The organism is Yersinia rohdei ATCC 43380 (genome assembly GCF_000173775.1).
In the GTDB taxonomy this organism is placed as follows: domain Bacteria; phylum Pseudomonadota; class Gammaproteobacteria; order Enterobacterales; family Enterobacteriaceae; genus Yersinia; species Yersinia rohdei.
Genome location: NZ_ACCD01000005.1, coordinates 71,854 through 95,454 on the forward strand (window position 1 = coordinate 71,854; position 23,601 = coordinate 95,454).

The following is a 23,601-nucleotide window of genomic DNA, read 5'->3' on the forward strand; positions in this document are numbered from 1 at the left end:
TGGAGTTAGGGATTGTGTGGTGTTGAGTAGTTTTTTTAAGCATTATCCTTGTTCTCACAAAGTAGCTTACCAATCCACCATATGGAGTGCCCAACGTTGTGAATAAGCTGCTCCCCCTGTCGCAAAGGTGATCGACTCTCATCAATACCTGCTAGTTTCAAGGCTTCACCAATCTTTGATCCCGTTGGATGCGCATCACCAAGTCTTAACTCGTAAGCGCCGACAATTGGACCAAGTACCAACCGGGCTTTATCTTCTCCAACGTCATTAGCCAATATATCTTGAAGTAGTTTGTTAGAGCCAAGTTTATCCTTGTCCGTGTGAGTCGAGAGTCTGCGTAACTCGCGAACATTTAGACGATCCGAAAACACGCGAATGATCTCCTTCGCGAGACGCAGCAATGACGCTTGGTCTCTACACAGGAAGCGAGTGACCAGCTGCATAACCGCTTCGTCATCTATATCGTGATTGAACAAGTTGATTTCAAATCTTTTACGAAAGCCTTGTTCGAGCATCCGTATGCTCACAAAGAGCAGCTCTTCAACAGCATGTGTAGAAGCCACTTGCGCCTTGACTTGTGACGACAGCAGTTCCACAGAAACCTTCCCGTCCGGCGCAACATTGTGAGCAGCCCATAGGTGCTGTTCCCAAGCGGCAAGACGAGCGATGTCATACGCATAGACTGTAACCAAGTCAGCGGTATTAATACCGAAATGTGTGGTATATCCAGAGGTAGAACGAATGCCACCTGTTTCCGCTGTATACCACTTTAAGATGAAACCGCGATGACTTAAAAGTTCAAGCACAACGCTTGAACGAAACCAAAGCCAACGACCAACATCTTCACTGTTGAGCGTTGAAGATGCAGCTCTTGTTCCATCAGTTTCAATAATGAAATTCGGTAATGTTTGATCGGCATCGCCACGGATACGTATACTTAAATCTTGATGTTCAATCCATTCATCTCTCCAAAACTCCCCTTCAATACGTACCCCATCGGGACCAGTTCGCATACCTTCAGATTGCTCAAAACCCGTATTTTCATCATCCTCTGGGCCAAGAACTGGTGCATCCTCTTCTTCATCAACATCAGTTCTCCAGACGCGGAAAGATGCCCAACTACCTCCGTACACATCATTGAGGCTGCGAATTAGCAATTCGAAGCGCCCTTGATCGCGCTCACTTTGATGATTCTCTAAGCCTTCGTAACTACTGCCTTCAAGTGTAGAAACAATCTCTACGCGTTGCCGGTAGTAGGAAAGACGCAATGTGAGGCCCCTGGCGGCCAGGTAGTCAATGAGAAACGCCCGCTTGATCTCAATCAGCTGGTATTTTCCATTTTCATCAATAATTTCTCGAGCTACGACCACAAAGTCCTCTTCAGGCCTAACCCAATTGTTCCCTTCCTTAATTAAGCCAAGAGCAACGACCAAGTCAGGGTTTAATATCCATATAGTTCCGCCGACAACAGGTTGATCGTGCACGAATACAAGCTCAACTCCAATTGGCTCCTTGTCATTGTATTGGTACTCATCAATAGGCGAGTAGTGACCATCCTCGTAGGCGTATGGCCTCGCACTGTGTGCAATCCCAAGATCACCCCAATTCAATCGCTCAGCAACTTCTCGTTGCTGTGGTGGGAATGCTACCGATCCGCACCCGAAGAACTCCCCAACGTAACCAATTTCAGTATCCCGCATTATGTCGCGGGCTTGCTCTTGGGATGCCCGCAGAGGCACCCATGTAGCATTCGCGAAAGCTCGGCGAGTCTCGCTGGTTTGAAGTATCCAGTCTCTATTCATTAATAGTGTCACTCAAGAGTGTGTACGTGTTAAAAAAGGATGCATTGCTGAACAAGTAGGAGTATTTCATCTTTCCCAATCTCATAAATTGCACTACGTCGCTTCTTCTCAATAGAACATTTTTTATCATATTGAGCACGTGGACATTTACCCATCCAATATAGGTAAGGGCATTCAGATGAGTAGATTAATACCTGGATAAATTTTGTACCATTGGTGACAAGAGATAATAAGCAAGGGCAGAAAATGAGATTAAATATCAACAAAAATTCGAATACCTTGGTTGAAACAAAACACGCTGGTTTCTTGAGCATGCTCTTCTTGCTAAAATCGGCGGCATTAGAGGGAAGAGTAAATGTACATCTCAGAAATTAGGATTGAGAACTTTCGGCTGTTCGGCTCCGCTGAAAAAGCCTTTGTGCTGTCACTAAATCCTGGGCTTACCGCATTAGTTGGCGAGAATGATGCAGGAAAGACGGCTGTGGTTGATGCGATCCGGCTGGTGCTTGGCACACGTGACCAAGATTTTCTGCGTATTGACCCGGATGATTTTCACCAAACCATGCCGAACGCTGAACGCGCGGACCAGGTAGTAATTCGACTGACATTTAGTGGACTTACCGTGGTAGATCGTGGTGCCTTTTCAGAATTTCTGACCTATGAAACGATTGGCGAAGCAGTCGAAACTGTACTAATCATCACTTGGGTGGCAAAACGCAACACCAAAGAAGGAAGCTCACGCCGGGTGCTTCCACCCGAATGGCGTACTGGCGCTATGGGGGACGGACCATTTCTTGATCTTGGAGCGAGATCACTTTTAACCGCGACCTATCTCCGTCCCCTTCGCGATGCAGAGCGTGCGATGAGCGCAGGCCGAGGATCACGATTATCACAAATCCTCCAGCACACTAAGGAAATACGTGACACGGGCATCGCATTCAACCGACATGTCGATCCGCCAGTCGACCCGAAAATGTTGAGTGTTCTCGGGCTCGGAGATTATGCCAGCTATTTATTTGGTGAGAGCGAAGGGATTAAGCAAGCGCATAAACGTCTCAATGAAGAATATCTCGCTCCACTGTCATTCGCCAACGATAAGCTGTCGGCACAGATAGGCGTCGCCAACACGCAGGAAGACAACTTCAGACTACGCCAACTACTGGAAAAACTTGAGCTTACCTTGACTGGTTCTGCCGAAGCCGATAGCCATATTAGTCGAGGACTTGGTTCAAACAATCTATTATTCATGGCCTGCGAGTTACTACTGCTCGCAGCCGAAAGCGACGGCTTTCCATTACTATTAATTGAAGAGCCTGAAGCTCATCTCCATCCTCAGCGCCAACTTCGCCTCATGTCATTCTTGCAAGAACAAGCAAAACAAGAACGAGCGGACCATCAACGCATCCAAATCATCGTCACAACACATAGCCCTAACCTCGCCTCAGACCTGCACCTTGACAATATAGCCTTAATAGAAGGTGGTCGAGCCTTTCCTCTATGCAAAGGCAAAACTAAGCTTAGCCCATCAGACTATCGCTTCCTTGAACGCTTCCTAGACGTGACCAAGGCTAATTTATTATTTGCTCGGGCTGTAATGATTGTTGAGGGCGATGCCGAAAATATTCTATTGCCAGTGTTAGCAAGACTGCTCGGCCGCGATTTCCATCATCACGGAGTGTCAGTGGTTAATGTTGGCGGCCTCGGTCTTGGCCGCTATGCGCGAATCTTCATGCGCCAGGATCCCGAGAAGGACGGAGTGATAAACGTTCCAGTTGCATGCATCACTGACATGGACGTAATGCCTGATTTAGCGCCATGGATCGTCGGCAAACTCGAGGCGGGCCAACCAGTGCCGGTTATGCCCCCATCGAAACGACAATGGCGAATCAAGGCAGATTTTCCCGGTAATGCATTAGAGGAGCGCCGTATTAATCGACGAGCTAAAGCTTCGAGTCAAAAAGTCGAGACTTTCGTGGCGGACGAATGGACGCTCGAATATGATCTCGCTTTTCACGGCCTCGGAAAGCAAATGTATAGGGCTGCATCGCTTGCACTTGCTGACGACCGACTCAATGTTGGTACGGCCATCAAAGCCGACATCATCAATGCTGCTGACGCTGCCTATGAGGCTATCGTGGATACTTCGATTGACCAAGAGATGCTCGGATCGCATGTATATGCTTTATTCGAGTCTGATGGAGCATCGAAGGCTATCGCTGCACAGTATCTGGCAGAGCTAATAGAGAAGGATGTCGAGAGTGGTACGTTGGACTCTGACACTCTGCTCAATCTGTTACCCCCCTATATCGTTGCAGCTATCTCACATGTAACTTCACCATTCGATATAGCGATCAATGACTCTGTGACTGAGGACTAACTTCAATGTTTGATGGCCTTATTCGCGAACAGGATATTGCTTGGGCAGCAGCACTGATGGGACTGGGATCAGATGGATTTGCTCCGGTCGGCGGCGACGATAGTCGGCTAAAAGCAATGCTCAATCTCGACACGACCGATTTCGAAGCATGTCCGGGTAGTGGGAAGACAACCTTGCTTGTTGCCAAACTAGCGGTACTGGCGATACGTTGGCCATACCGCCAGCAAGGTATTTGTGTGCTTTCGCACACCAATGCAGCTCGTAACGAAATTAGCGCTAAACTCAGTAACTCAACCGCTGGTATCGCACTCTCACGCTATCCACACTTTGTTGGAACAATCCATTCGTTCGTCAATGAATTTCTGGCCCTGCCATGGCTACGTTCGAAGGGTATAGCGGTGCGCTGTATCGATACGCAAATCGCCCTTATGAAGCGCTGGAATATGCTTCCGAGTAATATGCGTTGGGCGTTACAGCAGAATCGGTTAACGGAAGCATGCCTAATCTATACCCAGCCCGACTACTCTGGTGGCATTACTGGCAGATTCGGGCCGCAGACCCCGACTTATCAGGCGATACTCGAGGCTCGTCGCACTGTTAGCGAGCAAGGTTATTTCTGCTTCGATGAGATGTTTGTGTGGGCTAATGAGTTGCTCGACAAGAATCCTGAGGCAGCAATGGATCTGCGTCGGCGCTTCCCCCTAGTATTCATTGATGAAGCACAGGACAATAGCGAGGAACAATCAGCTCTGCTGCACCGCATCTTCTGCGCTGGCGATTCACCGTCGCGGCGGCAAAGATTCGGCGATTCGAATCAAGCAATCTATTCACGGGCCGGACTAGAAGGTGCGAGCACCGATCCGTTCCCCGGCACCGTCGTCCATGTTCTTCCGCGAAGCTATCGCTTTTCCCAAGAAATCGCTGATAAAGTAAAGGGCCTCGGCGTCGCGCCGCAAACATTAATTGGTGCTGGTCCGCCGCCCCGAATAAATGCTGAACCAAAAGCGCCAACAATTTTTCTATTCGACGATGCATCAGTGCAATTAGTCATTCCCCGCTATGGCGAATATCTTATTGAATCCTTCGACGCTGCAGCTTTAGAGCGTGGAGTGTTTACCGCAATCGCAGGAGTCCACGAGCTAAAAGAGGATGGCCTCGTACCCCACGCCATGGGGCATTACGTACCTACCTATGATCCCTATAGCGTGCGAAAGGAAGCAACTCCGAACAGTTTCGCGCAATATCTGGCGCGCGCATGTTTCGAAATTATGGACAGCACCAACAGCGAAAAGTTGGTTAATGCAACAGCCTCAGCATTGCTGGCTGCAAGTGAGTTGTCAGGTAGCATACACGGAAGAATATCGCGAAAATCACCGCATCGTCGAGTTGTTGAGCTTTTAGACGAGACCGAGGTAATCACAAGCTATACGGCGCTGCAAGAGATGATCCTGACAAGTCGTGGAAGAATTACACAAGACGATTGGAACACAACAGTACTCCCATTGATTATGTCATGCATTAAGCAGTTGAGCGGCTCTGCAGTACTTGGCGGCAGTGTCACAGCTTTCCTGGCTTGGCCACAGATCAACACGTTGCAAGAAGGAGAGACAATTCTCACACGGAGCACTAATCTCGTATCTTTTCCAAGAAATTCCCCCCAGGTCCAAATCCGATTAGGGTCAATTCATTCCGTTAAAGGCGAGACGCACACTGCGACACTTGTACTTGATAGCTTCTACTTCAATCATCATCTCCGCGAACTAAAGCCCTGGTTACTCGGAACGAAGGCAGGAGGCTCGACAGTTAATAGGAGGGGGAGAACAGTATTTGAGGGTTCACGTATGCTTAGCCGATTGAAGCTCCATTATGTAGCTATGACACGCCCAACTCACCTCTTGTGCCTAGCGATGCGCAAAGATGCATTTGTAGATGAAGAACTTAGCGTTCTCGTAAATAGTGGGTGGAAAATTATCGATTGCGGTGCTTCTACAGTTCCCTAAAAAAGCTATTGATAAGCGACTTTTGGAGCCGCGTATCAATAGATACATAGAACATCTTTTTTAAATATTACGTTGCCGGAAAAACCTTGGCGGCTTATTACGAAATTTATTGTGTTCAAATATTTCAAAGAAAACAAGCCCCAGCATAGCTGGCACTGCAATAATATATAGTGAGTATATACCTAGCCCCCATCCATCCGGAATGGAAAAATTAAAGTGAGAATTCAAAAAACTTGGAATCCCAAAATTTAGTGCTCCACCAACGAGTGCCCCAAGAGTTCCCCCTCGTATCCTAGCATTAGTAACTTCATGTTTTGTAGCATCATACGCAACTTCTGCCTGGCAGCCAATACATACCATCTGACCTTGGGCAACAAAGGTATTACAGTGACCACAGTACCATCCTGGGATTTTAGGCCCTTCATCTCCTAAATGCCCACCTTCAAGCTCTTGCCTGATTTTACTCTCAGTTAGACTTTTCCATCCACGAATTACAACTTCAGTATAGATTTGTTCATCGTTATCAATAAGTTTTGCACAATTCTGGCACAGCCATATTCCATTGGATATATGTTTACGTTCTTCGCTTGAAACAAATGGATTAAACCTAGGCCCATTCTTAGCAGCAGCTGTTATATGTGCTGCAACTCCAATACGCGTAGCTTTTTCCTCATCATAATTGGGGCCAGATGTCAGGCAATTACAACCTGGGTTAGAGCAACGATTTGCGACTCTTTCCTGAAGTGTTTTCTTTACTTTTTCAGTAAATTCATCACGAGTGTTGACCATAGGGTTCCCAGTTAGCCATGCTTGTTTTTATAACATGCCATGTAGGTGATACGGTAAGTGTCAAGGTAGTTGGCACCCTTGGTTAATTTATGCTGCCTGTTTTTCTCGTTCTGGATTCAGGGTTACTGAACCTTTTGGTTGCCAGTTTCTTGTCTTTCCTGACCAGCGTTCGGGATGTGCTTTTTGTGCCTGACGATATAGTTCATCACGTTTCTTCAGCAGTTCTCTATCTTCACCACGATGCCTTTCTGCTGGCGTGACATAGCGTATTCCACTGTGACGATGCTCTTCGTTATACCAACGGGTAAATTTATTCACCCAGTTCCGTGCCTCTTCCAGCTTTTTAAAGCCAGATGACGGCCATGTGGGAACATATTTTAAGGTACGGAACAGAGATTCTGCATACGCATTATCATTACTGACCCGCGGCCTGCTGTGAGACGGCGTGATATTCAGTTCGTGCAGTTTCATCTGCAGCGTCTGTGATTTCATCGCCGCACCATTATCAGCATGTAACACCAGGGGCTGACGCCAGCAGCCTTCCCGTATCACGCTGCGCTGCATAAGCGCCGCTGCCTGTTCACCACTTTCCGTTTCATGGACCTCATACCCGGTAATTTTTCGGCTGTACAGGTCGAGTATCAGATACAGATAAAACCAGCGCCCCCGCACTACCGAAGGCAACCAGGTGATGTCCCACGACCACACCTGGCAAGGCCCGGACGCTATAAAGGTTGTCGGGACTGATACCCTCTGCTGCCGTGCCTGACGTCCTCTGCGATGAACTTCACCTGAGCGACGCAACACCCGATAGAAGCTTGACTCACTGGCCAGGTAAACACCCTTATCAGCCAGACGCGGCACGATTTGTGACGGTGGCAGACTGGCATATTCCGGTTCATGGCAGATATCCCGGATCAGAGTTTCCTCCTCCTGACTGAGTCGGTTAACGGGCTCAGGCCTTGATGCCTCAGGCCGCTGATCACATGGGTTATTCATCCATCGTCGCCAGGTACGCAGACTGATGTTGACTTCCTGGCAAGCAATCGGCCGTCGTGCACCCGAAGTTACCGCTTCATTTATCCAGAGAATAAACTGCCGTCGTTCGTCTTCAGAGGTCAGTCGTCCCCGTCTGTTTCCCCGTAGTAGTCCGTGAGCTTTTTTCGCAGCACCAGTATGGCTGCCGCCTCCGCCAGGGCTTTTTCTTTACGGTGCAGTTCTTTTTTTAGCTGTTTGTTTTCTTTCTGACTCTGCTTCAGTGCTGCTTTATCATTGGGATTTTCAGTCTGCATAAAGGCCTGTTTCCATTGAATAAGCTGCTCAGGATAAAGTCCTTTTTTACGGCAGTATTCTGCAACTTCTGCCTCACTGAACGTAGCGGTTTCGACGATCACCGCAAAGCGTGCTTCTGCTGACCACTGATCTGTTGTTTTCTCTGCTCCGGGCACCGGTTTTCCCTCTGATCTAGCCTGATTACGCCAGTTATAGAGTGTAGCTTCGGATATTCCCTCCATCTGTGCAACCGCGGCAACGGTCATATTGTAGGGCGGTAGCAGTTTTGCCAGTATTCCGGTTTTTCGTTCAGGGGAAATACGTTTCATTTGTCACTCCATCACCCTCGAATTTATTTTCAGAGGGGGTGACAACTATGCTGACACTGAGGGGATATGACTTACCATCTAAAATTTTTTATAATATTTCTAGTGGTTTAGCAAACACTTAAACTAATTTAGCAGATTGTACCCCGCCACGGATAACACTTCTGCCCCAACGTTGGACTGACTTAATCACGATTGAAGACCCATTGCCATCTTCTGACACACAGCACTTGTAACAATCCCCTATGCTCTTGTGACTAAATAGCTGAAAATCAATGTTTTTATTCTATAGGCGATCTATTTTATTCTAACATTTCTCTATGCTAATCAATATGAAGAGGGGCATTTGGAAAAACAAAAAAGTCCGAAAAAAACATTTGTTACTTACCCGGATTGCGGTTCAACTGAAATCTAGCCGAGTCCAAGCATTAAGTGACAATACCATGTAAACATGGCTGTCACCTCAAGCTCCCCCAACAGTCCATGGTGACAGCCTGACTCAGTTAACAGGGTCCGTCATTTTCCGCATCATTCCTGAAAACGTGGGCGCTACGTTCTTACATGAGTGTCTCAATGTCCTGCATGAGCTTGCTATTCAGAGGGAATTTTCTGTCAGAAAGGCTGTGCAGATAGCGAAGTTTATCCAGCAATCTGGGGAGATCAATACCTAACTTAGCCACTGTACCTTTGAGCGTCGCTTCAGTTATGCCATTAGACAAACAACTTGAGAGCAACAGACTTAAATCTGTCGGTTCCGCCTTGTAGTATTCTAAGATATCCGAGATATCTGGCTGAGAATCGGAAATGAACAGGTCGCGATCGGGCCGATTGATAATCGACTTATCCCAGATTAGCCGTCTCAGACACAAATGTAGATAGAGATTTTTCCAGTGCGGGACATTAATCGTGTCATCCAATGCCATCATTTCCTTCAGGGCATTATCCAAATGAGTAAACAGGTTGATGGCGTCGGTTAATGCCACACTGTCCCCATTGCTCACCTCATAAGCGAGTCTATCGAACGCCGCCATCCCTATGCTGCACAATATAAGCATCAGAGCGCCCGCATCATGCCTGTCAGAATAGTCATCGGAAGCGCTGTCACGGCTGCCAAACTCGGCGACCTCACGCATGAAATACGATGACTTCCACATCGTTAACCAGTTATCCGATGTCTCACCTGGCTTGATAAAAGGATATGCGAAGGCATGTGAAGTTAAGCCGGGAACCGCGGCCCCCTCTCTACGAAAATACAGAGACAGCTTTGTTTTTGCATGTGTTAAAGCTGGGAAATAATCGGAACTTTTCGTAGCGCGCCAGAGACCCTGAAACACATTCAATGGTGGTGCTGCATGGCCCCCTTCATGGGCGAAGCTTGAGCGTAATGCGAAGTAACACATGCATTCCCAGGATGCACTTTCCGGTGGGCTGGTGTCAGGAAGACAAACACGCGCAGTGTTGCGACCTAATGCGTCCACCATCATTCCGTATAGATAAAAAGGGCGCTTTAGGTTATTGATTTCCGCTTCGCCAAGCATAAAGTTACGCATCAACCATGATCCCCAGCGGGTGATGATTCCGGCAGAATCATCTCTAGTGGAGATAACTTTCCCAATGTGCGCCGTGACTTCATCTAATTCCGCTTTAAACTCATCCTCGTCGAGTTCAAACTCATTAAGCAACTTACCGGGCATGCTCGTCAAGCGGGCATAAATATGTGACAGCAGTAAAGGTAGTAAAAGCTCACCAGTCCAAGTACCGCTCTCATTGAAAGAAGACGGCGCGCGGGCCATTAAAAAATCCCAGAAGTCGAGCCGCGGTGAGAAATGACCGGCTCCCGATACATCCAGCGCGGACTGGATTACAAAGGGATCTTGGGAGCTAGCAAGCAACTCCGCAAACCCATTTGGATCGGTGGTTGCCAGAACCGAGAATAAGCACGACTCCTCGATTGACAACGAATCAAAGCGTCTGAGCTGCCACCAAATTTCCTCCAATCGGTTATTCTGCTGCGACCAATACTCAATGAGGTTATTTCTCTCTTTTTCCCTGTTTTCAAACTGAGACCTCAGTGTGTTTGTCTCTACTGCGTGGAAAATGTCTTTAATCAGCCTAGAATATATTCCCGAGATGGATGACTGGGTCTTGCAAAGCGCGAGCATCGCATTACCAAGCCAATTTTCGGCAGCCCAAGAATTGGCGATAATCTTTCTGATGACTTTCCAGGACTCAATGTCGGGTGAAATACTGAGCACACTGGCACACATCAGAGTAAGGTAAATATCATGTTCATCTTCAGTGATTTTGCCGTTAGCCCTGTTGCTAATGAACGAGAGAAGGGTTTCCGCATCCTTATGATAGCCAGCCTGGACAGCGCTTTCTGCACATTCCTGTACCAGTCCGGGAAATACCATTAGCCAAGAGAAGAAATCCTCTACGCGTTTATCAGACGATGAGTGGTGTGGGCTATTCTGTAAGGCAAGTTTAGTATCAGGCCACATCATGTTTTGATCCTCAGGCTCTTTCCCAAGCCAATTCAAAGAATTCAATTGCACCAGTTTCTCGGGCACACCATCCGCGGCTTACCGCACTAACTTTTTTCTGATAGCCCCCCACGGTTCCCCCAAAATGCCATAGCTCGTTGTCAATGACAGCAAACCGATCATGAATGTAGCTAAACTTACCCGATGTGAGGTTTGTTTTGATTGCTATAGTGCAGACAGTCTGGCGCTTTGGCTGGCTGCGGTTGATATCATCTGCCTGCATGCGGACCAGACTGAGTTCGTCCACCGAAACTTCATCGTGTGATCCCGTCAGTATCCGGATATCTGTCGCCTTCAAGTCTTTGTGAAACCACTTGCAGATGTCCGAAATATGGTTGGTCGTTTTAATATTATTGCTACCGGATGTGAAAAAATACTCATCAACTATCCACACGCGCTGAACTGCATTTCGTACTGCATTGACGAAAACCGATAATGGCATGGGCACTTCGGAGCATCCTCGTAAGCGAATATCAGATTCAGTTGGGAACCTACGGTCATCGCCTGCAGACGAAGTTCCCCAGTAAATTATTTTTTCATGCAGAGGTTGCTCAGGCGGTGCAGCCACTATCGCACCGATAGTGTTGTTAAACATCCGACTCTCCCTCTATGTCGAGGGGGATCTCCTCATCCGTAAACGATGAGAAGGGGGTGCCTTTATCAATGAGGTCAATCAGTTTTTTGATGACGCTTTCCGGTTGAGGTAGCCTGACCACCATTGACGACTGAATACCAACCGAGTTGAGCGAGTTTCCGGATAACCACGCGTTATCATCAATAACTATAAACCTGTCATGTAAGCAGTTTGATGGCAATAAATAGGCCTGAACATTTATATTCTGGTCCTGTTTAAGCTGCGCTAAACCCCGTCTGAAACGTTCGATACTCTCTGCATCGGACTGGTCGTTAAATGCTCGTTTGGTCGATAGGATTGTGACCGGCACGGTATATGGTTGTACGGCATAAAGATACTGTGCCAACTGAATGTCTTTAAAATAAGGATCGGCGATGAGTACCCTTCTCTTCGCTTGTTTAATCAAACCTTGAAAGAAGCGAATAGCTTCCTCACGACAACCTTCCTCGAACCAGTGCTGTTGAAATTTTGCCGCTTCAATTTTTTGCTCACGCCGATGGTAGTGGCTTCTGCGCTTAATTCTGAACTCTTCGGATTCAGTTAACGGGTCTCCAATCAGTGAGTCAGAATATTCAACGTGCTCAGTGGCTGGATAAGTCAGAGTTTCTGAGCGCTTACCATCGCTAGAAGGAACCTTGACGAGCCGACTCTGTCCGCTTGAGACCCCCATTCGCATGCCAATTCGACGGATAAACCCTGAAGGCGGAGAGTACGCTAGAATACCGTAATCAGGATGACGTGCGATAAATCCGTACTGCCCGTCACAGATTCCTTTTTCCAGATCGAGCAAACCATCTTCTTTCAAAACATAGGTCTGGAAATCAGTCAGCAGATTTGTGTCCATATCAAAGGTAGTGATCTTCACCCCTTCAACAGTTTGCCCCGCTCTGGGAACGAAGCGATAAACAACCCGCTCGGTTTTGCCATCCTGCTCTGGAACCATGAAGCATTCAATGTACCTAAACAGGGGCTCGGGGCTAACAAAAGCCGCTCCTCCGAGGTACTCTTGATACTCACGCAAATCTACGTGCATGTGCCGCTCAACAAATTTCACCGCATCGTTGTCCAGCAGAAATACCTCCGGTGCTTCAAAGGTGGCGAACTTACGATGGATACGACCACTTTGATTTCCCATAAAAGGGGCAGGGTGATTCAGGGAGGAGGGATGAGAAAACAGCCCTTTGCCGACGGGAAAACTGAAGTTTGGCCACGTTCTTTCATCAAATAAAGTTGACAGTGCTAGGGGCTTATTATCTTCAATTGTTCGTGATGTAACATCAGCAGGTATAGGCGTCAGGGCTTCTCCCTTTCGCAGTGATAAGTACCACTGGATTGCGGCCTCTTTTGTCATAACCACTCGTTTGAAATACACCGTGAATTCATCATTAATGGTGTGCGGTATGGCGCGCGTCATTTCAGGCGGTTGCATTCTATCAAGCGTCAACAAAGTAACCGTTGCGAATAACAGCCTCGGCGTATGGTCTTTTTGACTCAGCGTGGCCAAACGAACTACGGCCAGTTCTGAGGGAAACGCTTTTATCTCCATTACACTTACCATCCGTATCTTTAGCCATGGCATGAAGATTTCATGATAACGTTGATGAGTCGGCATGTGAATGATCTTAAGTTTCTTACCTGTTTATACGTCGCCACTATTCTTCATAAGCAGATCGTTCAATACTATCGCGCATCCTGATTCTTAATATGTTGTTTGTTAGATATTTAATAGAATCTCTCTATGACGTGTTCGAATTAGTCAAAGATGAAATTAACGTATTTGAAATCGATAAAATCCCCTTAAAAAGCAAAAGCAGTAACCACCTCCAATCCCTAATTAACTTCGAAGCTCTTTTTGGCTCTATTCAGAAAATGGCTTCTGAAATACAGCCAAGCCACCTGCTAGGCCCCATCAATCCATAATTGTTACCAAAGCAGACACTAGTTTATGACTAGCATCTCAAATAATTTCAGATTGATATTATCATCGTGAATCCCCCCGCATTCTTACCGAATTGCGGGGGTTTTAGTTTTCACGCCGAGACCTATATATGACAAAATTTGAAGGCTTAAATGCCATAGAGAAGCCGCTGGCTTCTCTACCCCCTACCATCTGCAACCATATTCTTAAACGCCTCCGCAGTCTTATGCAGTACGAACCGGTGATTGGCATCATGGGCAAAACAGGCGCGGGAAAATCGTCACTTTGCAATGCGCTGTTCCAAGGTGAGGTCACGCCCGTTAGCGATGTAAACGCCTGCACTCGTGACGTGCTTCGATTGCGTCTTAGCAGCGGTGACCATAGCCTGATACTGGTAGACCTACCCGGTGTAGGCGAGAGTGAGCAACGTGATGAGGAATATGAATATCTGTATCGCAAAGTCCTTCCTGACTTGGATCTCATTCTGTGGGTTATTAAAGCTGATGATCGCGCTTTTTCCGTGGATGAACGTTTCTATCGTCGGGTGATGTCTGACCACCAGCAGCGAGTGCTCTTTGTCGTTAACCAGGCTGACAAAATCGAGCCATGTCATGAATGGAACGCCAGCAGCAATGCACCATCACCGCTTCAGTTGACTAATATCGTGACCAAGCTGGACTCCATTCGCCAGCTGTTTTCACCGAGCCATCCAGTGTGCGCCGTTTCAGTCAGAACAGAATGGAATTTGCCATCAATGGTAGAAACCATGATGTGCTGCCTACCTGACCGTGCCACCAGCCCGCTGGCGACACAACTGCACGGGAGGTTGTGTAGTGAACCGGTAAAAAAGCAGGCGCGTGAGAGCTTTGGCGATGCAGTGGGGGAGGTGTTTGATACTGCGGAAGCGGCATCATTTATTCCCTCGGCGCTAAAAGCGGTCATTCGTTCAGTCCGTGAGACCGTGGTATCCGTTGCTCGTGCCGTTTGGGACTGGATTTTCTTCTAACTTTGGCTCACCTGCAGTTATCGCCGGGACATACCCTGTCCGTTCGACGTTTTATAAACTGCTGAATTCCGCCTGCTTTCTCTTTACGCCCCATCACGACTGATTTCAGCAATAATAAAAAAAACGTCTTCCTGTGTCCATTCCCTGTCCCACCCTCTCGTTAAAATAATTGTTTTATTTTCAGCTAATTATCTCACTGGAGAATCTGTCTCATGACCCAGGCTGAACGCCGTCATGACCGGCTTGCCGTCAGACTGTCATTAATTATCAGCCGCTTGGTGGCGGGTGAAACGCTGGATTTGCGAACGCTGGCAACTGAATTTGGTGTGTCGGTTCGTACTCTGCGCCGGGACTTTCGGGAACGTCTGATGTATCTGGATCTGGAGTATCGCAAAGGTCAGTGTCGCTTGCTGTCTGGAGGTCGACAGAGAGAGCTGGCGGTGATGATGTTTGCTCGCCAGTCGGGCGTTGAAGCTCTGTTTCCTGATATGGACAACCATCTGGCCAGTTCACTTTTGAGCGGCCCTATGGAGGCTCCCTGCCTTATTTGGCTGGGAACTGCGCAGGTGCCATCCCCAGACTCTGGCGTGTTCGCCCAACTGGTGAATGCGGTGTCAGAACACAGGAAGGTGACGCTACTGGGAAACGGTTGTCGCTGTACGGGTCTTGCTCCCTACCGTCTGGTTTTGCGTGATGGTGAGTGGTATCTGACAGGCGAACATCAGGCCCGGATAGCAGTATTTCCCCTCGCGGAAATCCGAGCTGTCACGCTCCATAACGACAGCTTTACCCTTGATACCGCCGTACGCGACATCCTCTCCTGTCCAGATTTTCTTCAGGCGTTACCTCACTTTCGGTTCATCAATGACGTGATATCAACCTTCAGAGCCGAACTACATTGACCATAACTTTCAAGAGATTAAAGATGAGTTACCTTCAAAATATTAATACGAATTTGTTCCGTGCCATATATTGCACATCCGCTCTAATAGCTTTCACTGCAAGTTTTATGGCCAACCAGGCTCATGCGAATATCGAGAGTGGCTGGTCTGGCTCTATTCAAGGTGGTATCCCGGCTATCACGCGTGAATCCAGCTCCGGTAAACCTTTCTGGTGTAATCAGTATGGTTTGCTGCACAAAAAATGTCGCGTAGTCGACATATCGCCTAGCAAGCGGGTTGCAATCGTCAATCAACCTCGCCCAGATGCCAACTGTCCTAACGGTGTCTGGGGTATTGTTGACCGTGAATCAGGCATCGCCAGATCCATTGTGCCCGACAATCACAATAAAGTGACTTTTGAGCAGTATTGTCGCGGTAACTTTAATATCGGTTTTGTTAAAACTAGCAATCCAAATGTTCTGGCTAAGGTTGTGGTGTATTTTAATAACCAGCCTGTTGACTCGTTGGAATACGCTACAAAGTAGAATGCCTCCCAAAGGGATCAGTAAAATTTATTTAAGGAGAAAATTATGCGGTTATTTTACGGAATTCTTATGGTGTCAATTCTGGCATCAGCAACAACGGCTCAGGCTATACCGAACATGTGGGCCAGTGGCTTTGGTCAGGGCATAACTGAATACCTGATCACCAGCCCGGAAAATGTCGTTTTTAACCTTAACTGCACCATGAACCCGGATGAGCAGAATATCTTACAACATAATGTGCTCATCGACCTGCCGGACGGTACACGCGCGGATTCACATGATGACAAAACAGCAATAACGATTGTGACCGATGACCAACAGTTTCCATTACCCTCTTCGCTGGGCTGGCGAAATGGCGATAACGCCTGGATTCAGTTCATTGATGCGCTTGGCAATGCCGCAACGTTCGATGTTTATGTTAATGACAAAAAAGTAGGGCATTTTAGTCCCGGTATTAAGAATACGAAAAAAGAGCTGGAGGACCTTAGCGGTTGCAGGAATACCGCAGGTTAACTTTCTTTATTAGTAGCCAAACGATCATCATACGGGTCATGCCTCCTTCGGGAAGCATGGCCTTTTTGTTTTTAATCTCCGAAAAAGGAATTAACCATGACTCGATTAGCATCTCGTTTTGGAGCGGTAAACCTCGTGCGCCGCGACCGCCCGCTAACCCGCGAGGAACTGGCACATTACGTGCCAAGCGTCTTCAGCGAGGAGAAACATGAATCCCGCAGCGACCGGTACACCTACATCCCTACCATTACCCTGCTCGATAACCTGAAACGTGAAGGCTTCCAGCCGTTCTTTGCCTGCCAGACTCGAGTGCGGGATCAGAGCAAGCGAGAACATACCAAACACATGCTGCGTCTTCGTCGTGAGGGCCAAATCACCGGCAAGCAGGTGCCAGAAATTATTCTGCTTAACAGCCATGATGGCTCCAGCTCATACCAGATGCTGCCGGGGTTATTCAGATCGGTTTGCCAGAATGGACTGATTTGCGGTGAGAGTTTTGGTGAGGTGCGCGTGCCGCATAAAGGCAATGTGGTAGAAAAAGTCATTGAAGGGGCTTACGAAGTACTGGGGATATTTGACCGCGTGGAAGAGAAACGCGATGCCATGCAGTCGCTGCTGTTACCGCCACCGGCCCAGCAGGCAATGGCAAAAGCGGCATTAACCTATCGCTTTGGTGAAGAGCATCAGCCGGTGACGGAATCTCAGATTCTTTCCCCGCGCCGCTGGCAGGACGAAAACAATGACCTGTGGACCACTTACCAGCGTATTCAGGAAAACCTGATTAAAGGCGGGCTGTCGGGGCGAACGACCAAAGGCAAACGTGCCCACACCCGTGCTGTAAAAGGTATCGACGGTGATGTGAAGCTTAACCGCGCCCTTTGGGTGATGGCCGAGAATATGCTGCAGCTTGCCTCATGAGCCTTTTTATTATCCCTTCCCTCAGGCCTTGCCAATAAACCGGCGAGGCTTTTTATTTTAAGGAGCAAATATGTCTGTATTCAATTTATCGCCGGTATTTCCTGCAAACGAGCAACTCGTCATTCGTCGGGCGTTACGCCTGCTGGAGAAATACCAGCGTCAGCCGAGTGAGTCATTTACCTCCACCAGCTATACAAAAACCTGGCTGCAACTACAGATGGCTCATCAGGAGCGTGAGGCCTTTATCGTGATGTATCTTGACAACCAGCACTGTCTACTCGAACGCGAAACACTGTTTACCGGCACGCTCTGCCATACCGAAGTGCATCCCCGTGAAGTGGTTAAATCGGCCCTGAAGCACAATGCAGCTGCGGTAATTCTGGCTCACAACCATCCATCGGGTACGACAGAAATCAGCCAGCAGGATAAACATATCACCCAGCGGATCGTAAAAGCGTTGGCACTGGTGGAAGTGCGGGTGCTGGATCATCTCGTAGTAGGGAGCGAAGTGGTTTCTTTTGCCGAGCGTGGTTTGCTTTGAACGGAGATTTTCATGCCATTTACACCATCCCATGAGTGGGGGTTACAAAGCGATATCACCCCAAGATTTGGAGCCAGATTAGTTCAGGAAGGCAACAGGCTGCATTACCTGGCTGACAGGGCTGGGTTGACGGGGAGTTTTAGCCCGATACATCTGCAGAAATTAGATCTGGCTTTCCCGCTATTTGTAGAACAACTGGAAAATATGCTGCGTGCTGGCGAACTAAATCCACATCAGCAACATCAGGTGATCATTCATCTTACGGGTTTAACCTGCATAGCTGATACCCGTGGTAGCTGCGGCTACGTTTACATTTCAATTTATCCAGCCCAGTAAGGCCTTCTCTCTACTTCTTTTATCAGGAACCCAAATTATGCACATTTCATCTGTACCGGCCACGGTGTCGGTTTCGTCACGCCTGTCGCCCGTGCAGGTGTGGCAGCAATTGTTAACGTATCTGCTGGAGCACCATTACGGCCTGAAGCTTAACGACACGCCATTCCATGAAGACACGGCCATTGAGGAGCATATCGATGCAGGAATCACGCTCGCCGAAGCTGTTAATTTTCTGGTGGAACGTTATGAACTGGTACGCATCGACCGTAAGGGATCCACTTGGCAAGAGCAAACACCATTCCTGACCGCCACCGACATTCTCAGAGCCAAGCGAGCTACGGGGATAATAAGCACTTAAATAGTGTCAGCCTTCTTCCCTATCTCTCTTCCTTTTACTCATCAAAATAGGGTGAAAAAACTTTTAGGCACCTAAATAGGCACCAACGAAAAGTTGAACTAGAATTTACCAAAGTAAATTCAATGAATTACAAAACCAATTCAGACTCCCCCAGCCCACCAAATAATGATCCGGGTATTACCAGATAAGTCCGGAGAAGTACGGAAAGCCCGCACCCCACCTAGGTTTGCGGGCTTTTTTGTGTCTGTAGTAGTCCGAGGATATCCGCCTGAAACCGGCGTCTATTGGTATACGAATTACAGGGGAGAACCTTGCATGGCGCGGACTACACGCCCCCTCACCCACACCGAAGTACAAAAAGCAAAAGCCATCGATCCTTTGATAGGACAGTGACCGGACAGTATCATATAAACCAGTAACTTACGATGATTGACCGGACGAAGCACTGACCTAGTTTGGACCCAAAAGGATACGCAAAAGATACGCGGCTCTTTTAAAGATTAAGAACCTCTGTTAACCCAGAGGTTTTTTTTCGCCCTTAGAGCACCGTCATGGGGTGTCGGGGGGCGAAGGTTAAAATCCTTTCATGCCGACCAAAATACCTTAATAAAACCAACCTGTTAGGGTTTGTTTTTTTGTTTGTGGGATTTGAAAATGGTAAAACAATGGTAAAACCCCGTCCATTTTTACATTCACCTGGCAACGGGTAACCAACAACAAAAAATTGAATACTTAGCCCACCGAGCCTCGCGTGGTTTTTTTTATGCTTAGAATCTGACTATCTAATGAAATATGGCATCGGGTAAAAGCTATCTGCGCCATGCAATTTCAGAATTTAGCTCGCTCTTATTGCATGGAGTAATCATCCATAATCCAATATGCTGAACAGGAATTAATATGGCAATAACAAGGAAAAGTTATGGATACGTTCGAGCAGGTGAGTGGTTATTATTTTAAAGGAATGGATAATCTCTCTAAAGGTGAGTTAGCTTTTTGGGTTACTGTTGATGAAGTAGAAAAACAATTCAGTGGGATAGATATCGTTGCTTTTGCTTTTATTATTGGAGGGTTGAACATAATCCCCGTTCCAGGTAAACCAAGTACAGCTACACCTGGAACCAGCATACTATCATTAAGTCTCCGCCGCATGATCTCATACCGTCTTAGCAGCCGCTGGAAATCACCTACATGGAAGACATTAATTGGTGGTGGCTGGGCAAGAACATCAAGCCTAGGCGGACTCATCGGCAGATGGACTCCTTGGGTAGGTGTAGCGATAACTGCTGGCGATATTAGTATTATCGGATTTAGAAGCATTCGTCGCTACAATCTCATTGTTGAATCAAGGGATCGCTTATAATGGATACTGATGAGGAAGTACTACAATTTGTCAAAGATGAATTGCGCTGTCGCCAATTGCAGGCAAACTCATCACTCAGTAGTGGTGAACATCAAACTGTACCAGAAGATATTTATGAACTGATGGATAAGTATTCAGATAAATTTAACGTCGATTGCAGCAATATATATTGGAGACGCTATTTTCCCAAAGTGGTTTTCCCTTTTTTGCCAAACGCAATTCTTTGTGAGCGCTTTAAGTCGGATCGGCATAAAGCGGAGCCATTTACCGTTCAAATGCTTATCGAATCAGCCAAAGCTGGCCGATGGCTGTACGATTGAATAGACCGGGCCATTAAGCCCGGTTTTATGTTTTACGCTTCAGTCAAAGCCGCTTCTGGTAACACTGGCCACTTGATATTCGGCGCAAGAGAAACATCGATGTTTTTCACCGCTACACGATATTGCTTCCACGCTTTTAAATCAGTGCGAAGCTTTTCCGGTGCATTATCGTCGTTGTCCTCCAACCCCTCTATCTCATCTGACAATGCACCAATCATGTCTGTCGCGTGAGACATTAAATCTGACCTTTGTAAATTGACAATAGCGATCTGTGCTTGTTTGATGTTTTCAATGTCTTCATCTGATAGCCCACCCGTTTCTGCCCATGTGCCGCCAGCTATCTACGCGAGGCAAAAACTGAACGGAGATCCTCAGTGGCGGTGGTACTAAAAACCGGAGGGATTACAGTATCAACGTACTTGACGATACTACTCAATATAAAAGTTCCTGCAACTCCACTCGGTAGGAACCCTAAAATGACATGAAACCATCAAGAGTAACTCTCGATAACTCGACTCTGCGTTAATGTAAAGGGTTTCGATTTAACACTATAAAAAACAGAGGAATTGTCGATATAGTCCTGTATCAAATCGCCCGCATTATGCAAGTCGCCGCCTTGGAACAGGTTATATATTTCTTTAGCGTCGCCAAGAAACGCCTTGATCTTAGTCTTGTCATCGCCAAAGGCTTCTTTTAAAACCGGGCCATAGAGGGCAATAAAGTCATGGAAAGAGAGTTTCGATGTATCTACAACTGATTTCACAGCCGTAACTGCGAATACATTCTCCATATACTTGAAAATACTTTCTGATTCGATGTTTCGATACCAGAATTTGAAGTCAAATCTGACTATGGCAGGATATTCGGCGATGACTTCATACATCTCGCTTACGCCCTCCTGGCCCTTGCCTACTCCCATCATGGCCTGAAAAGCTTTACCCACAATACTAGAGATACTTTTGATAACTGACTCATCCCCAGCAAACAACTCGCTAAAGGACTTGCCAATTTCTTCTATGATATCAGAACGATTAGAAGTTACTGCTCGGTATTCTTTCTTACGGCTAATCACTTTTGTTATTGGCACATTGAGGTTATCAATGGTCTTACCCGTGATCAGGTTATTATCGATTTGATTTTCGAAAAGTTCAGCTTTCGCTTCAACCATGTCCATCAGGATTTTCAATGTTTCTTTCGTCTCTGCACTAGCCTCTGTACTTTGGTCGACACTTTTGACGATATCTCTGATTGCAGCCATGCTACTCCCCCTCACTAATTGATTAAATAACTTACTATATTTAAATGAGGATAATCTACAGAACCTGTCTGACATCACAGTAATTAATGTGGGAATCCCCAACTAATATTAAAGTAACATTATGTTTGTTAAACATAATTTACAGTCATAAGTTAGTTAAAGAATATTCCCGTGTAATTAAACAGCACAAGCACTGGCTAATCTTTTTCCACAAATAACTGATAAATTAACAATGGCACATTAATTTTATTTATACAACTTTATGGGAAGCTATTAATATTCCATCTCGACAAGCGGGGGGTGTCCACACGCAGCTCAAGCAATTAAAATCCAAAAGACGGCATCAGAACATCCGATTAAACCAACTCGGTATAGTGGTGGGGGTCGTCGGCAGAACTGCCACACCCACAATACTGTTGGGGTTTAACCCACTTAAGCCACTTGGCGCTTTCCCACGGTACTGCTTCGGAATACGCATAAAACTGGCGGGTGGCGCATCATCAATTTTCAGCGCCAGCCCCCTCTTAACTAACTCCAGCTTGGTTTCAATGATTAGTGTCGGACTCGATGCCCAGGTGATATACCAGCACAGGCAAATTGAGCGCTGGCCTTAATGTAATATTGCGAGATTAAGGTCATGAGTATCGTCCGGATCGCAAAATCCGATTCTACTTGCCCCCCAATACACATTTTAAGCTGAAATATTCAACTTAAGTGTATTAACTAAAATATTAAAAAATACACATTATCTAATTATTTTAGCTTTTAAAAAAAGCAATATACAATTAATATCCATTGACATAAAAAACAATATTAATAAACATAAGTATATTTTACATCTGCAAGGTGCTTATAAATATGTGCCCCATCACCTTTATTACTGTTGATTAAAATTGAGATATTTTGCTTGGCATTAGTGCATCTTCCGAATTTATTCCAGTTGTTACACGTTGTTGTCGTTGTTTCGGTAGTAAAGAATTTTTGAACCTTTTTGCTACTTAACTCTCTGTTATCATTTCCATAAGTGAACTCTTCGGTCGTTGAACCAGATGAGGTTTGTGTTAAACGGTTTTGAGAGTCATAATTATATACTGTATTGACATTGTCATTTTTCAGAGTGCTAACTCGTTTTGATTCGGATAATCTTCCTTTATCATCAATTAAAAATTCTGTTACTGACCGACCAAACTCATGGTTATTTCCGACAAAAATATTGGAGGTATCTTCAGCTTTATTAATTTTCCCATCACTACCTGTCAGAAATTTCCCCTTCATTTCCTGTATCATCAGATTCTTTGCAGATCCTCCTTGCTCAAGGGTATGCATTTTAAATGTCATATTGTAATCCCAATTTACATCATTTTTATCCATAACAGTATTAACTTGGACGACTAAAACATGGTCTTTATTTCGTGTTTTAATTATTCTATTGTTGCGTAATTTTAATAATGCTCCACAACCATCAAATTCCACATGCGAATTATCATTTATATAATCATCCTTGCTTTCTATATGCATATAGACTTTCTTTATATCGTCATTAAATGATTGTTCTTGAATTAAGATGAAGTTGTTAAAAGCATTAGAGGAAACCATATCCTTGGAACAGACCTGTTCACTTGAATGCACGTTATATGAAAAAATAAACGTCAGACATAGCAGCAATGATTTTTTCAAAACTTAGACTCCTTATAATACAATAAGTTATTACCATCTAATAACTATACATAACGATGGTAACTTACTGCAACACAGAGAGATATAAGTTACAAATCCGAATTCTGCAGCGGCTAGAGCCTATTCTAAATAGGGATTGGCCTGTAGCCATACACCCAGTACAGCCGTGGTTGGTTTTGACAAGATCAATGGCACAATTCAGTAGTGAGGTTATGAACGCCCCTTCT

At 46.2% G+C, this 23,601-nt stretch carries 21 protein-coding genes and 1 pseudogene; 12 read left to right on the top strand and 10 right to left on the bottom strand.

Going from position 1 to position 23,601, the window contains the following annotated elements; translation table 11 throughout:
* Window positions 1-35: 35 nt before the first annotated feature.
* Complete coding sequence (locus YROHD0001_RS12110) at window positions 36-1,700, bottom strand: hypothetical protein (protein WP_235427894.1); 1,665 nt, start codon at window positions 1,698-1,700, stop codon at window positions 36-38.
* Window positions 1,701-2,157: 457 nt separating this feature from the next.
* Between YROHD0001_RS12110 and YROHD0001_RS12105 the strand changes: the two genes are divergently transcribed.
* On the top strand, window positions 2,158-4,179 hold the full coding sequence (locus YROHD0001_RS12105; RefSeq protein ID WP_004713998.1) for an ATP-dependent nuclease: 2,022 nt from the start codon (window positions 2,158-2,160) through the stop codon (window positions 4,177-4,179).
* Between the two features lie 5 nt (window positions 4,180-4,184).
* The gene (locus YROHD0001_RS12100; RefSeq protein ID WP_004713999.1) at window positions 4,185-6,179 is read left to right on the top strand and encodes a UvrD-helicase domain-containing protein; all 1,995 of its coding nucleotides are present in this window, start codon (window positions 4,185-4,187) and stop codon (window positions 6,177-6,179) included.
* Window positions 6,180-6,239: 60 nt separating this feature from the next.
* Here the strand turns inward: YROHD0001_RS12100 and YROHD0001_RS12095 are convergent, their stop codons facing one another.
* The 5 genes from YROHD0001_RS12095 to YROHD0001_RS12075 all read right to left on the bottom strand — a co-directional run bounded on the left by YROHD0001_RS12095 (window position 6,240) and on the right by YROHD0001_RS12075 (window position 13,289).
* A complete protein-coding gene (locus YROHD0001_RS12095) occupies window positions 6,240-6,968 on the bottom strand; it encodes a hypothetical protein (protein WP_004714000.1) in 729 nt (242 codons plus the stop codon).
* A gap of 87 nt (window positions 6,969-7,055) precedes the next feature.
* Window positions 7,056-8,569 (bottom strand): IS3 family transposase gene (locus tag YROHD0001_RS20025; RefSeq protein WP_428837339.1). Its coding sequence is split into 2 segments (ribosomal slippage): window positions 7,056-8,134 and window positions 8,134-8,569, totalling 1,515 coding nucleotides; the frame shifts between segments, so codons are not numbered across the junction.
* Window positions 8,570-9,123: 554 nt separating this feature from the next.
* Window positions 9,124-11,070 carry a hypothetical protein gene (locus YROHD0001_RS12080; protein WP_032816422.1) on the bottom strand — a complete coding sequence of 649 codons (1,947 nt, stop codon included), beginning with the start codon at window positions 11,068-11,070 and terminating at the stop codon, window positions 9,124-9,126.
* A 10-nt stretch (window positions 11,071-11,080) separates the two neighbouring features.
* The gene (locus YROHD0001_RS0117540; protein ID WP_032816423.1) at window positions 11,081-11,704 is read right to left on the bottom strand and encodes a hypothetical protein; all 624 of its coding nucleotides are present in this window, start codon (window positions 11,702-11,704) and stop codon (window positions 11,081-11,083) included.
* Window positions 11,697-13,289 carry a VPA1262 family N-terminal domain-containing protein gene (locus YROHD0001_RS12075; RefSeq protein WP_144404251.1) on the bottom strand — a complete coding sequence of 531 codons (1,593 nt, stop codon included), beginning with the start codon at window positions 13,287-13,289 and terminating at the stop codon, window positions 11,697-11,699. The genes YROHD0001_RS0117540 and YROHD0001_RS12075 overlap by 8 nt, the downstream gene beginning before the upstream one ends.
* A 502-nt stretch (window positions 13,290-13,791) precedes the next feature.
* On the opposite strand from YROHD0001_RS12075, the gene YROHD0001_RS12065 reads away from it, so the two are divergent.
* From YROHD0001_RS12065 to YROHD0001_RS0117545, 10 genes are all read left to right on the top strand, one after another.
* Window positions 13,792-14,667 (top strand): GTPase family protein, encoded by an 876-nt coding sequence (locus tag YROHD0001_RS12065; RefSeq protein ID WP_032816426.1) that lies wholly within the window; start codon window positions 13,792-13,794, stop codon window positions 14,665-14,667.
* Window positions 14,668-14,879: 212 nt separating this feature from the next.
* Window positions 14,880-15,569 (top strand): WYL domain-containing protein, encoded by a 690-nt coding sequence (locus YROHD0001_RS12060; RefSeq protein WP_004714007.1) that lies wholly within the window; start codon window positions 14,880-14,882, stop codon window positions 15,567-15,569.
* 107 nt (window positions 15,570-15,676) lie between these two features.
* Window positions 15,677-16,093 (top strand): hypothetical protein, encoded by a 417-nt coding sequence (locus YROHD0001_RS12055; RefSeq protein WP_004714008.1) that lies wholly within the window; start codon window positions 15,677-15,679, stop codon window positions 16,091-16,093.
* Between the two features lie 45 nt (window positions 16,094-16,138).
* Window positions 16,139-16,606, top strand: a complete 468-nt coding sequence (locus YROHD0001_RS12050; RefSeq protein WP_200891553.1) for a hypothetical protein — start codon at window positions 16,139-16,141, stop codon at window positions 16,604-16,606.
* A 96-nt stretch (window positions 16,607-16,702) separates the two neighbouring features.
* Window positions 16,703-17,524 carry a DUF932 domain-containing protein gene (locus YROHD0001_RS12045; protein ID WP_032816428.1) on the top strand — a complete coding sequence of 274 codons (822 nt, stop codon included), beginning with the start codon at window positions 16,703-16,705 and terminating at the stop codon, window positions 17,522-17,524.
* Between the two features lie 70 nt (window positions 17,525-17,594).
* The gene (gene radC / locus YROHD0001_RS12040; RefSeq protein ID WP_004714011.1) at window positions 17,595-18,065 is read left to right on the top strand and encodes a RadC family protein; all 471 of its coding nucleotides are present in this window, start codon (window positions 17,595-17,597) and stop codon (window positions 18,063-18,065) included.
* 12 nt (window positions 18,066-18,077) lie between these two features.
* Window positions 18,078-18,401: a type IV toxin-antitoxin system YeeU family antitoxin gene (locus YROHD0001_RS12035; RefSeq protein ID WP_004714012.1), complete on the top strand. Its 324-nt coding sequence runs from the start codon at window positions 18,078-18,080 to the stop codon at window positions 18,399-18,401.
* A gap of 37 nt (window positions 18,402-18,438) precedes the next feature.
* On the top strand, window positions 18,439-18,759 hold the full coding sequence (locus tag YROHD0001_RS12030; protein ID WP_032816429.1) for a TA system toxin CbtA family protein: 321 nt from the start codon (window positions 18,439-18,441) through the stop codon (window positions 18,757-18,759).
* A 919-nt stretch (window positions 18,760-19,678) separates the two neighbouring features.
* Window positions 19,679-20,119: an STM2901 family protein gene (locus tag YROHD0001_RS12025; RefSeq protein WP_004714015.1), complete on the top strand. Its 441-nt coding sequence runs from the start codon at window positions 19,679-19,681 to the stop codon at window positions 20,117-20,119.
* Window positions 20,119-20,439 carry a DUF1493 family protein gene (locus YROHD0001_RS0117545; protein WP_032816430.1) on the top strand — a complete coding sequence of 107 codons (321 nt, stop codon included), beginning with the start codon at window positions 20,119-20,121 and terminating at the stop codon, window positions 20,437-20,439. Before YROHD0001_RS12025 ends, YROHD0001_RS0117545 begins: the two co-directional genes overlap by 1 nt.
* A 32-nt stretch (window positions 20,440-20,471) precedes the next feature.
* Here the strand turns inward: YROHD0001_RS0117545 and YROHD0001_RS0117550 are convergent, their stop codons facing one another.
* From YROHD0001_RS0117550 to YROHD0001_RS12015, 4 genes and pseudogenes are all read right to left on the bottom strand, one after another.
* Window positions 20,472-20,780 carry a tail fiber assembly protein gene (locus YROHD0001_RS0117550; protein WP_081452038.1) on the bottom strand — a complete coding sequence of 103 codons (309 nt, stop codon included), beginning with the start codon at window positions 20,778-20,780 and terminating at the stop codon, window positions 20,472-20,474.
* Window positions 20,781-20,929: 149 nt separating this feature from the next.
* On the bottom strand, window positions 20,930-21,697 hold the full coding sequence (locus YROHD0001_RS12020) for a hypothetical protein (protein WP_032816431.1): 768 nt from the start codon (window positions 21,695-21,697) through the stop codon (window positions 20,930-20,932).
* A 356-nt stretch (window positions 21,698-22,053) separates the two neighbouring features.
* A pseudogene (locus tag YROHD0001_RS21030) lies at window positions 22,054-22,295 on the bottom strand (DUF968 domain-containing protein).
* A gap of 215 nt (window positions 22,296-22,510) precedes the next feature.
* Window positions 22,511-23,374: a hypothetical protein gene (locus tag YROHD0001_RS12015; protein ID WP_235427895.1), complete on the bottom strand. Its 864-nt coding sequence runs from the start codon at window positions 23,372-23,374 to the stop codon at window positions 22,511-22,513.
* Window positions 23,375-23,601 lie beyond the last annotated feature (227 nt).